This window comes from Rhodococcus chondri, from assembly GCF_036327435.1.
GTDB lineage: Bacteria > Actinomycetota > Actinomycetes > Mycobacteriales > Mycobacteriaceae > Rhodococcus > Rhodococcus chondri.
Genome location: NZ_JAUZMZ010000001.1, coordinates 36,473 through 48,467 on the forward strand (window position 1 = coordinate 36,473; position 11,995 = coordinate 48,467).

Here is an 11,995-nt window from a genome sequence, read left to right on the forward strand (position 1 = left end):
GTCAGTTTTCCTTCGTATTCGATAGGGGTGTCGATGCCGGCACGGTCCAGCGTGCGGGTGTGCCGCCGTCCGAGGAGATAGCGCCGCGGTCGGCGAGAACAATCAGATGGGCCTGGGTTTCGCGCACCGCGAGCCGCAGCAGTCGCGGTGTCAGTGCCTCGATCGGCCGCGACCACGAGATGCGCTCGGTGATCTCCCACGCCGTGGATTCCGGGTGTGCGGTCACGGCCGCGCGGATTTCGTCGAGACGTTCGTCGTGATGTGCCATCAGCTGGCGGGCACGGTCGGTGACGCCCCGGAAGCGGTATTCGTGGGCGGGCAGTACGTCGCAGTCCGGCAGCATCGTCGTGGCGTGCAGCGACAGCAGGTACCGGTGCAGCGGATCCTCGAGTTCTCCGGGGCCGGACGAGATGTTGGGACTGATACGCGGCAGCATGTGATCACCGCTGAACAGCAGGTCGTTGTCGCGGTCGACGAACGCCAGGTGCCCGGGCGTGTGGCCCGGGGTCCACAACGCTTCGATGTTCCAGCCGGGCAGGTCGAGCCGGGTGCCGCTGTCGAGGACGACGTCGGCGGTCTCGCCGGGCGCGAACCGCACGAGGTCGAACCGCGCGGCCTCGATCACCTCGGGAGGGGCGCCGAGCGCGGTCAGATCGACTCGCCAGGCCTCCACGTCGGCGGCGACATCCGCGGGGGTGAAGTGGCCCAGTGCTGTGGCCTCGGCGGCGTGCATCGCGATGGCCGCGCCGGTGGTCTCCCGCAATCGTGGCGCGAGACCGAAGTGGTCGGGGTGCAGGTGGGTGATTGCCGCATAGCGCACGTCGCCGATGCGGTGGCCGGTCTGCGCGATGCCGTCGACGAGGGCCTGCCAGGACTCCTCGGTGTCCATGCCGACGTCGATCAGCGCCAGCCCGTGGTCGAGCGCCAGCGCGTAGACCAGAACGTAGCGCAGCGGATTGCGCGGCATCGGTACGGGAATGGACCACAGTCCCGGACGGACCTGCTCGACGGGAGGCAGGATTTTCGCTGCCCACGCTTCGCGCTGGGCGACGCCGATGTCCTCGGTGACGATCATCGCTGCGCCTCCTCGGCGGTGGGCAGGGTGTCGCGGAGTGTGCGCTTGAGGATCTTGCCGCTCGCATTGCGGGGCAGTTCGCGGACGATGTGGATGCGCTGCGGCTTCTTGTACGACGCGAGCCGCCCGCTCGTGAACGCGACGAGTTCGGCTTCCGTCGGCGGCTCGGCGACGTCGGCGAGCCGCACCACGGCGGTGACGGCCTCGCCCCAGCGGGCATCGGGCAGGCCGACCACGGCGACCTCCGCCACCGCGGGATGTTCGGCCAGCACGGCCTCGACCTCGACGGGGTACACGTTCTCACCGCCGGTGATGATCATGTCCTTCACACGGTCGGTGACGAACAGGTAACCGTCCTCGTCGATGTGTCCGGCGTCGCCGGTGCGCAGGAAACCGTCCTCGGTGTACAGCGCGGCGGTCTCGGCCTCGCGCCGCCAATAGCCCGCGACGTTGTTGCGTGAGCGCGACACGATCTCACCGGTGGCGCCCTGCGGGAGCAGTTTGCCGGTGGCGATGTCGCGGATCTGCACCTCGGTGCCGGGCAGCGGGGTGCCGGCCGAACGCAGCAGATAGGTGCGAGGTCCGTGTGGGTCGTGGTCGCCGGTGCGCAGGGCGGTCAGGGCGCCCATCGTCTCGGTCATGCCGTAGCGCTGCACGAGCCGGCAGCCGAGGGTGTCCATCGTGCGGGCGAGCAGGGCGGGCGTGATCGGGGACGCCCCGTACGCGATGACCTTCAGGCTCGACAGGTCGTACCGGGCCAGGTCGGGAAGTTCGAGGAGCATGCCGATCGCGGCGGGCACCAGGAAGGCGTGGGTGACGCGGTGCTCGGCGATGGCCCGGGCCACCAGAGCGGGACGCATCTCACCGAGCAGGACCAGGTGCAGGCCCGCAGACAGGGACGTGCTCAACCATCCGGCGCCGGCGATGTGGAACAGCGGCAGCGCATCGAGCGAGACCGAGCCTTCCTCGAACTCGTACAGGTCGAAGTTCTCCTGCACGTTGTACAGGTTGCGGTGAACCGCCACAACGCCTTTCGGCTTTCCGGTGGTTCCGGAGGTGTACAGCTGGAGGACCTCGGTATCGGGATCGTCGCCGAAGCCGGGATCGCTGTCGGTGCCCTGCGCGACGAGCTGGTCCCACGTCCGGGCTCCGGGCACCACCGAAGCGTCACCCACCACGACGACGTGCAACCCGGGGAGGACCTGTGCCGCCGCGAGTGCGGCTTCGGCGAATTCCGCCTCTACGACGAGCACGGACAGTTCCGCATCGAGGGCGATCACAGCGACCTCGTCGGACGTCAGGCGCCAGTTGATCGGGGTGAACACCAGACCGGCTTTCGCGCATCCGACGAAGGTCGCCGCCCCGGGCAGTCCCATACGCAGCAGCGCACCGACCCGCTTCGGATCGGTGGCGAGCGGTACCAGGGCCGACGCGACGCGGTTGGTGTACGTGTCGAAGTCGCGATAGGTCAGGGTCGTGTCGTCTGCGGTCACCGCCGGCCGGTCCGGATGTTCGACGGCGAGCCGCCGGACACGGTTGGGAAGGTGCAGTTCGCTCACGTCACACTCCTGATCTACTTCCGGTCACACGGACGAACGACGTCCGAGGGACTCCAGTCGATCACGGTCGTGACGGCAGCCACAAAGACCTGAGGCCGCACACAGGGTTAGGAGAAACCTATGTAATTCGTTGCAATAACGAGCGGGAGGCGCGGCGAGTCCGCATGGAACGTCGCACGCCACCTCCCGCTCGGGCCGACGGTCAGTCGATCTGCAGCTCGCCCATCCGCGCCCACTCGACGCCCGGCATCTCGGTGTTCAGGATGCGCGGGGTTTCGGCCAGTGCAGGGCGCATCGCGTCGAGCCCCTTGCGGAAATGATCGGAGCCGACATGCGCGGCGCCCGCGTCGCCGTCCCGGAATGCTTCCACCAGAACGAATTCGGACGGATCCTCCACGTTGCGTGACCAATCGAACCAGAGATTGCCCGGTTCGGCGCGAGTGGCTTCGGTGAATGCCTTGGTGGTAGAAAGCCATTCGTCCTGATACTCGGGACGCACCTTGAATCTCACCACGATGAAGATCATTGTTCCTCGCTCAGTAGATGTTGGAGGGACGAACCATGCCTTCGGCCAGATCGCCGAATCCGGGGGCCGGGATCGCCCCCGGATTACCCAGCACCTCTTCGACGATCGCGGTTTCCGTCGTGATGAGCAGGGCAGCGATCGACGCGGCGCTTTCGAGGGCCGCACGGGTGACCTTGAACGGATCGATCACGCCCTCGTCGAACATGTCGCCGTACTTGCCGGTGAGTGCGTTGAACCCGTGACCGAGCGGCAGACCTTCCACGACCTCTACCACGTCCTCGCCTTCGAATCCGGCGTTGATCGCGATCCAGCGCAGCGGCTCGGCCAGTGCGCGGCGCACCACGTCGCGTCCGACGCCTTCGTCGCCGGGCAGGTCGAGTTCGGCCAGCGCCCGGTGCGCCTGGCCCAGTGCGGTGCCGCCACCGGCGACGACGCCGTCCTCGAGTGCAGCGCGCGTCGCGGCGAGGGCGTCCTCGACGCGCAGCATGCGTTCCTTGAGCTCGACACTGGTGGCGCCGCCCACCTTGATCACCGCGACCCGGCCGGTGAGCCGCGCGAGACGCATCCGGAGGCTGTCCTGATCGGCATCCAGCCGTGCCCGCCCGAGCTGGGTCTCGAGCTGCCCGATCCGTGCGTCGAGCAACTTTTCGTCACCGTGTCCACCGACGATCGTCGTGTCGTTCTCGGTGACGGTGACGCGGTCGCACGACCCGAGATGCTCGCGCGTGACTTCGGACAGTTCGACGCCGGTGTCCTTCGCGATGACGTGCCCGCCGAGGGCGATCGCGAGGTCCTGGAGTTCGGCGACCCGCCGGTGTCCGAATCCGGGTGCCCGCACCACCACGGACTGCATGGTCTTGTGCATGTTGCCGCCCACGAGCAGCTGCAACGCCGGCCCGTCCACATCTTCGGCGAATACGACGAGCGGCCGGTCGGCGCGTTTCGCCGCCTCGATACTCGGCATGATGTCCTGCACCTGCGAGATCTTCTTGTTGGTGAGCAGTACCACCGGGTTCTCGTGCACCGATTCCATACGTTCGAAGTCGGTGACCATGTACCCGGAGATGTATCCGTGGCCGAATTCGATGCCGTCGACGATGTCCACCGACATGCCGAGTGTGTCCGATTCCTCGGTGGTGACGATGCCCGAGCGACCGACGTGGGTGACGGCGTCGGCGATCACTTCACCGATGACATCGTCGTCGCTCGCGGCGAGAGTAGCGATGCGCTGCAGGTCGCGCCGGTTCTCGATCTTCACGGCGTGGCGGCGCACCGCGTCGACGACGACGGGCACGGTGCGTTCGATACCTCGCCGTACTCGCATGGGGTTGGCGCCGGCATCCACGGCGCGCAGTCCTTCACGCACCATCGCCTGCGCGAGCACGGTGGCGGTGGTGGTGCCGTCACCGACCGAGCCGTTGGTCTTCATCGCGACTTCCTTGACCAACTGGGCACCCATGTTCGCGAACGGGTCGCGGAGCTGGATCTCCCGCGCAATGGTCACACCGTCGTTGGTGATGGTGGGCGGACCGGTGAGCTTTTCGAGCACCGCGTTGCGTCCCTTGGGGCCCAACGTCACCTTCACCGCATCGGCCAGTGCATTGACGCCGTACTCGAGGAGCAAGCGCGCCTCCTGGTTGAACCGCAGGTCTTTTGCCATGGTGTGAGTCCTCTCGTGGAATGACGGTGCGGTTCAGGGAACGAGAATGGCGCGGCCGCGGACGCGACCGGCGTCGAGATCGTCGATCGCCTGCTGGAACTGATCGAGCGGGTACTTGGTGGTGTGGAGCATGACCTTTCCCTGCGCGGCCAGAACCATCAGCTCTTGCAGGTCGTTGTACGAGCCGACGAGGTTGCCGATGAAGTTGATCTCGGTGGAGACCACATCGATGGTGGGAATATCGATGTTCTCGCCGTATCCGACGACGAAGTAGTTGCCGGCGCGGCGCAGCATCGCCACGCCCTCCTTGGTGGCGCCCCCTTCCCCGACGAAATCGACGACGGCTTCCGCGCCGTGGCCGCCGGTCAGGTCGAGCACCTGCTGCACATGGGTGCCGTCGGCGACGATCGCGTGGTCGGCGCCGATCTGCGCAGCCAGTTCGACCGCGGCCGGATTGCGATCGACGACGATCAACGATGCTCCGGAAATCGCCTTCAGAACCTGGATTCCGATGTGCCCGAGTCCGCCCGCGCCGATCATCACGCAGGTGTCCCCGGGACGAAGTACCTTGGCCGCCTTCGCCACCGCGTGATACGCGGTGAGGCCGGCATCGGCCAGCGCGGCGACGTCCGCCGGTTCGAGGGAGTCGTCGATGCGGACGACGCTGCGCGCGGTGGTGCGGAGGTATTCGGCGTAGCCGCCGTTGGTGTCGATGCCCGGAAACGCGCTGTTCTCGCAGTGCACGTCGTCACCGAACCGGCATGCGCGACACTGTCCGCAAGTGATCAGCGGATGCAGGATCACCTTGTCTCCCACGGCGACGTTGGTCACCGCATCCCCCACCGCGTGGACCCATCCGGCGTTCTCGTGCCCGATCGTGTACGGAAGTTCGACGCCGCTCTTCTCTTCCCACTGGCCTTCGAGGATGTGGATATCCGTGCGGCACACTCCGGCCCCGCCGATCCGTACGATCACGTCGAGCGAGCCGGTGATCTCGGGCTCCGGAATCTCGGTGAGTTGCAGCTTGGTGTGGTAACCAACCACCTGAACAGCCTTCATGAAACCCTCCTGACGAGTGCGGAAGTTGTTCGTGCGTCGATGATCCGGGGTGTCGCGACTTCGCCGCCGGTGCCCTCTGTGTCACTGTCACCGTATCTCGTGGCCAGCAATCCGCGGCAGAAATGGGAGTTGCCTTCCATCGAAATACGCACCGATTTGGCGAACCGAAGACGCATCGGAACCTGTTCGCGGGGAACGGGTTTACCGTCGTCGTCGACCAGAACCCGGCTGGCCGGGCAGATGCTCAATCCGTTGCCGATCCGCCGGCGCAGCAGTGCCGTCTTCTCCTTGCCGGCCGGCAGATCGCTGAGGGTCAGCGCGAAGATCCCGTCGACCTCGAGCGATGTTCGTTTCAGCAGCACCTCGACCGCCCGTTCCATCGCGGCGGCATGCGCCTTGCGGCGGAAGACGGCGCGGAGTTCGTCGAGGCTGTCCTGCGCCTCGACACCGAACGTGCCCCGGTAACCGGCATCCGCGGCCAACCCGGCATTGATCTTGTCGCTGTCGTGGTGATCGTCGAGAAGTATCCGCACGCAAGTGGATTCGGACACCAGGCGCAACGCATCCTGCGCGTCGGACGCCATGAGGTACGCGAAGTTCGGTGAACAGAACGCGGTCGGCAGACGCAGATGTACCGTCAGCCCCTCGTCGTCGAGGATCACCGACCGGACGAAGCCCAGGTCGGTGATCGGCTCGTCGAGTTCGGGGTCGACGACCGTTGCGAGGGCCGCCATGACCTCGTCCACGGAAACGTCGACCGCTGTCATGAGGACACTGCCTCCTTCGCTCCCGCAGCGACCTCGACTCCGCTCTGTCCCGCGGGTTCGTCGAGCCGCAGTTCCTNCGGAACGTCGATGTCGTACAGCGCCGCGGCATTGAGCCCGAGGATCTTCTTCTTCTGTTCGATGGTGATCGGCGCGTACTCGGTCATGTCCTCCGGGATCTGGAAGTCCACGAACTTCTCGATCAGCCACCGCGGTGTCCACAGGGCGTAGTCGCTCGAGAACAGGATCTTGTCCTCACCGATCCAGTAGAGCAGCTCACCCATGATCTGCGCGAAGTAGCGCGGACGCGTATGGATGAACGGAATCGCCACGGCGAGACCGCCGTACACGTTGGATTCCTGCGTGGCGATCCAGCAGAAGTCCTCCAGGCGCGGCAGGCCGACGTGTTCGACGACGAACTTGAGATCCGTGTAGTCGGTCGCGACCTTGTCGACGTCGGCCACGTCGAAGGCGTCACGATCCAGCGGGCGGATCGTGGGACCCTTGTGCACGTGAATGTTCTCGATGCCCAATTCGAGGCATTCCTCGAGGTAGCGCCGGGACCACTTGTCGTCGAGCTTGTAACCGCGTGAATCACCGAACCATTCGGCCGTGTACAACTTGACGCCCTTCAGGTTCATCCGCTCCGCGTCGCGTCGCAACTGCTCGAGGCCGGCCTCTTCGTGCCGCGGGTCGTACGCGTGGTTGTAGGTCAGCTTGTCGGGGTGCTGCTGCGCCAGCCCGAACGACTCCTCCGTGCGACCGAAACCGTCGTGGTAGAAGTCGCTCAGGAGCGTCGCCTGGAAGATGGCGTGGTCCACGTACCCGTCGACGAACAGGTCCTTCATGAACCGCTCGCTGCCGTAGTAGGTGTACAGGTCGTAGTCCCATACCTCGCTCTCGGGGCTCAGGTTCTTGTGGTAGTCGTAGAAACAGTCGATGAACTGCTTTCCGTGGATGTTCTTCTGGTTCGATTCGCGTGCGTCCCAGATGTGAACGTGTGAGTCGACGATGAAGAACTGCTGTCCGTCTTTTTGGTACATCTGTGCCTCGTTCGGTCGTCGGGAACTGCAGGAGGGGGTGCGCCGGGCTAGTGCGCGGTGAGATCGAAACCGATGTACTCCGCTGCGTCTTCGGGGCTGGCGAAGAGCATCGTCTTGTCGTCGAGGTGCACCATGCGGCCGTAGTGCGTGGAGCTGATCTCCTCGAACACCGATCCGTCGAACTCGGAACCGAGGGCGTCGGTGAGTTCGTCGTAGTCGAATTCGAGCAGGCGCACACCGTCGACGCGGATCATCGACGGATACTCCGTCAATTCCACGCCGTCCTTGGCGCCCATGACGTCTGCCACGACACGGCCGATCGGTGTGTTCATCAACGTGACGCCGCACTTGTTGGAGAACTCGGTCGCGGATCCGAAATTCATGCTCACTGGTCCAACTCCTTCGGTGAATCGAGCCCGATCTCCTCGAGCAGGGCACGGAACTTGTCCTCGGCAGCGTCGAGGCTCGACGCGAACGTGACGGCCTTGTCGGCCGGCTGCGACCAGATCGGCTGCAGGGCGCGGGCCGCGCCGAGGCACCGCGGCACCCAGGTCTCGAGCCACGTGGCGAACAGCGCCTTGTTGGTCTCGCCGTGCTCCTCGTCGCGTGTGAGCATCTGGAACAGATTGCGGGTGTAGGCGAGGTCGCGGTCGTAGTCGTGTTCGCCCGTGCCCACGATCGTCGGAGTGATGTAGTCACCGTTACGGGCCGAGATCTGCATGATCAGCTCGCTGCGGAACAGCGACCCGACGAGCTGCTCGAAGACGATGTTGGTGGCAAAGAGCAGTTCGCACCAGTCCGGAACCGCGGTCAGCCGCTCGACCACCTCGCGGGTGGGCTGCCACTCGGGTGCCGCCTGCCACACCTCCTTGTGCGCCGCACCGTCGAAGGCGGCGCCCGATTCGGCGAGATCGAGGTTGAACAGGGCAAGATCCTGCGCGAACCGCAACTTGTGCGCCGCGTTGACCGCGACCGCGGTGTTGATCATGTTTGTGGGTCCGGAACGCTGAATCGACGTGAACACGTGCAGCGCGAGTCCGTTCTCGGCGTGCATCCATGCGCCGAGGTTCCGTTCGATGAACTTCAGCCACGGCGTATTCCACCCGTCGTAGGCCCGCGCGCGCTTCGCGTTCTTCAGGCACAGATCCACCTGACGCACGACCGCCGCGTTGTTGCGGTAGATCGTCTGGTCCCATTCCTCGTTGGGATCGCGGAAGATGTGCCAGTCGGACGATTTCGCGGTTGTCCACTCCTTCGGATATCCACCCGGTCCGTTGCCGAAGCCGTAGATCCAGCCCTGGGACAGATGCCGGTCGGGATCGGGCTGGACGTCGACCGTGACGTCCTCGTACGTCGTCGCCCGCAGTTTTGCCGGCTTGTAGTAGTTGTAGGTGCGGCTCTTCGAACTCGGGAACTCGAGGGCTCCTGCCTCCGCGTCGGTGAACTCGATCTTGGGGAAACTGCGACGCGCAGGCTCGGCGGTTGCGGTCATGTCTGGGTGCTCCTGTCGGTCGGGACGAATCACTCGAAGGTGGGGCTGGTGAACTTGTCGTAGAAGACCTGGTCTTTCGGGACGGCTCTGGTGTCGAGCAGCCCGAGTGCGGCATCGACCATCGGCGGTGGACCGCACAGGTACACCTCGCACCGGTGCAGGTCTGCCTCACGACGGTCCACGACGTCGGTGACCATGCCTTCCTCGACGTCGGACGACTCCGTCTGCGCCGGTCCCGCAGACTCGGACAGGCACGGCACGAATACGAAGTCCCGCAGGTTCTTTCCCAGTTCGGCGATCTCGTCGAGGTAGAAGAGGTCTGCCGGTGTGCGGGCGCCGTAGTAGAACCGCACGGGGCGGGTGCTGCCTGTCTCGTTCATGTGCCGGAGCAGGGACAGGATGGGGGCCATGCCGGCGCCACCCCCGATGCAGACGACGGGAAGAACGTGACCCTCCTTGAGGGTGAACGATCCGTACGGGCCGGTGAGCGCGATGTCGTCGCCTACTGCGATTCCGCTGTCGAGCAGGCCTGAGAACTCGCCGCCCGGATATTTCTTGATGAGAAACTCCACCCCGTCCGGTGTCGACGGTGTCGTGGCCATCGAGAACGACCGGTGCTCATCGGTCCCCGGGATCGTGAGATCGGCGTACTGGCCGGGCTTGAACTCGAACGTGCCGGGTTCGCCGGCCTGCAGTCGCAGCGACACGATGTCGTGGGTGACAGGCTCGATCGCTGTCACCGTCGTCCGTACATTCTGAATCGGCACGCCGCCGAGCAGCTCGCCCTCGTCGAAGTTGAGCAGCTCGATCGTGCAGTCGCTGAAGGCGTGTGCCCGGCACAGCAGCACGTAGCCTTCGTCGACTTCGGAGTCGTTGCAGGCGAATGTCGAATAGCGCTCCATCTGGATGTCGCCGTCGAGGATGTACGACTTGCAGGCCGAGCACTGACCTTCGCGGCAACCGTGCATCAGGTGGATGCCCTGACGGAAGGCGGCGTCGAGGATCTTCTCGTCCTCGCCGACGTCCATCTCGATGTCGACCGGTTCGAAGTGGATACGGTGGATGTCGGCCACGAGTCCTCCTGAGCTCGAGAAAGTCAATGTGCTGAAGCGGTGGGCGGCGCCGCTTTTCGTCGGCGCCGCCCACCGAGCCGGGATCAGAGCGGCGTCGCGCCGGCGCGGTACTCCGCGATGTGCGCGGCACGCTCTTCGTCGGACATCTGGTTCAGCAGCACGTTCGGACTCCGGAAGGTGTTGCCCCGCACGTCGTCGAGGGTCCACATCTTCTTCGGGTCCAGGTCGAGATGCGGCTGGCCGATGAGGGTCTTGCCGTCGTCGCGCACATACCCGAGGTCCTGCACGATGTCGGCGAGGTCCTTGTCGTGGTGCAGTGTCTCCCACTCGCGGAACCCGGTGAGCCGACCCATGTTCGGAGTCTCCCGGCCCTCGTACTCGCCGCGGAAGGCGACCGCGTCGGTCCAGTAGCAGGGCTCCGAGCAGTAGGTGCGCCACTGACCGTCGACCTTTTCGACCACCATGTCCTCCCGGATCAGGGCGGGCACCATGCACGTCCAGCAGCGGTGCGGATACTGGTATCCGACTTCCTCGAACGCGATGGGCTTGTTCCGGCCCGGGTAGGCGAGACGGTTGTAGTTCTCCCACCACTTGCCGAACTTCGAATACCAGCCCGGGTACTTCTCCTCGAACCATTCGAAGTCCGCGTCGGTCATCGCATCGATCCGCCAGTAGTTCACAGGCCAGCCGGTTGCGAAGAACCGCGCGACCTCGTGCACGTAGCCCTTCTCGGTGATGCGCTTCCATGCCTCCTCGACGAGGTCGTGGGGAATGGTCAGGCCGTACTTCTCGAGGGGAAGCAGGTAGCTGCGGTAGTAATCGTCGTAGATCCACCGCCGCCACATCTCGGCGTAGCTCTCGCGGTCCTTACGACGGTCCTTCGTGCCGTACTCGATGAACGTGCCGATCGCGGCGTCCACGACGCAGTGGTTGTTCCACCATGCGTACCGCAGGTCCCGTTCGAGCAGCGGGCGGTTCCGTTCGTCCGCGAGGGCCATGAGCAGGATCGAATAGCCGTTGGAGATGTGCCGGGACTCGTCGGACTGCACCGAGTGGAACACCGTCGGCAGCAGATAGTCGCCGTTCGCGGCGGCTTCGTCCGGCATCGCGACGAACAGCGTGTTCGTGAAGGCCGTCTCCGCGACAACCGTCAGATAGATGTTCGCGGCGGTGATCGCGTCACCGGTGATGAACCCTTCACCGAACTGCCGGCCGATCGTGCCCGCGTAGTTGTTCGAGAACGCCTTCTCGGTGATGTCGAACCCGGCCGGGTCGATGTAGTTGTTCATGTACAGCTTCTTGAGGTTCATCTGGATCGTGGAGTGACGAACCTCGTCGATCATCTGCACCGCGAGTCCGTTGTGGATCTCGGGGTTGGGTACGGCGTCGATCGCCATCGGCATCGCGCGTGCCGCCGAGATCTCGGGAAACGGGATGATCGACAGGAAGAGCTTCTGCCATTCCAGCCAGCGCTGCTGGACCTGGCGAAACATGTTGCCGCGGATGGCGCCGTCCATCGCGCCGAACACGCGGTTGTCCTTCTCCTCCTCCATGGGGAAATACGACCGCATGATCTGCTTGAGAGGATCCTTCTTCGGGGCCTTCTCGAACGTGTAGTCGGTGCCGAATCGGGTGGCCGGGGTCGCGAACGTCGGTTCCCACGACAACTCGGTGATCTTCGCGTGTGCCTTGGTCAGACTCTGCCTACTCAATGTGACGCCTCCTGGATCGGGAGCCGGCGGGT

The 11,995-nt window shown here is 65.0% G+C and carries 11 protein-coding genes; all 11 read right to left on the reverse strand.

Going from position 1 to position 11,995, the window contains the following annotated elements:
* Position 1 precedes the first annotated feature (1 nt).
* The gene (locus Q8814_RS00190; protein ID WP_330149972.1) at positions 2-1,075 is read right to left on the reverse strand and encodes an MBL fold metallo-hydrolase; all 1,074 of its coding nucleotides are present in this window, start codon (positions 1,073-1,075) and stop codon (positions 2-4) included.
* A complete protein-coding gene (locus tag Q8814_RS00195) occupies positions 1,072-2,634 on the reverse strand; it encodes an AMP-binding protein (RefSeq protein ID WP_330149973.1) in 1,563 nt (520 codons plus the stop codon). Before Q8814_RS00195 ends, Q8814_RS00190 begins: the two co-directional genes overlap by 4 nt.
* Before the next feature lie 202 nt (positions 2,635-2,836).
* On the reverse strand, positions 2,837-3,160 hold the full coding sequence (locus Q8814_RS00200; RefSeq protein ID WP_330149974.1) for a putative quinol monooxygenase: 324 nt from the start codon (positions 3,158-3,160) through the stop codon (positions 2,837-2,839).
* Between the two features lie 10 nt (positions 3,161-3,170).
* Complete coding sequence (gene groL, locus Q8814_RS00205; RefSeq protein WP_330149975.1) at positions 3,171-4,820, reverse strand: chaperonin GroEL; 1,650 nt, start codon at positions 4,818-4,820, stop codon at positions 3,171-3,173.
* 33 nt (positions 4,821-4,853) lie between these two features.
* Positions 4,854-5,879, reverse strand: coding sequence for an NAD(P)-dependent alcohol dehydrogenase (locus Q8814_RS00210; protein WP_330149976.1), 1,026 nt, complete (start codon positions 5,877-5,879; stop codon positions 4,854-4,856).
* A complete protein-coding gene (locus Q8814_RS00215) occupies positions 5,876-6,646 on the reverse strand; it encodes an iron-sulfur cluster assembly protein (RefSeq protein WP_330149977.1) in 771 nt (256 codons plus the stop codon). The genes Q8814_RS00210 and Q8814_RS00215 overlap by 4 nt, the downstream gene beginning before the upstream one ends.
* Entirely contained in the window at positions 6,643-7,686 is a 1,044-nt protein-coding gene (locus Q8814_RS00220) for an amidohydrolase family protein (RefSeq protein ID WP_330149978.1), read from the reverse strand. The genes Q8814_RS00215 and Q8814_RS00220 overlap by 4 nt, the downstream gene beginning before the upstream one ends.
* 47 nt (positions 7,687-7,733) lie before the next feature.
* Positions 7,734-8,075, reverse strand: coding sequence for a propane 2-monooxygenase effector subunit MimD (gene mimD / locus Q8814_RS00225; RefSeq protein ID WP_330149979.1), 342 nt, complete (start codon positions 8,073-8,075; stop codon positions 7,734-7,736).
* Positions 8,072-9,178 carry an aromatic/alkene monooxygenase hydroxylase subunit beta gene (locus Q8814_RS00230; RefSeq protein ID WP_330149980.1) on the reverse strand — a complete coding sequence of 369 codons (1,107 nt, stop codon included), beginning with the start codon at positions 9,176-9,178 and terminating at the stop codon, positions 8,072-8,074. Before Q8814_RS00230 ends, mimD begins: the two co-directional genes overlap by 4 nt.
* Positions 9,179-9,207: 29 nt before the next feature.
* Entirely contained in the window at positions 9,208-10,251 is a 1,044-nt protein-coding gene (locus Q8814_RS00235; protein WP_330149981.1) for an FAD-binding oxidoreductase, read from the reverse strand.
* 83 nt (positions 10,252-10,334) lie between these two features.
* Complete coding sequence (locus Q8814_RS00240; RefSeq protein WP_330149982.1) at positions 10,335-11,963, reverse strand: aromatic/alkene/methane monooxygenase hydroxylase/oxygenase subunit alpha; 1,629 nt, start codon at positions 11,961-11,963, stop codon at positions 10,335-10,337.
* Positions 11,964-11,995: the final 32 nt, after the last annotated feature.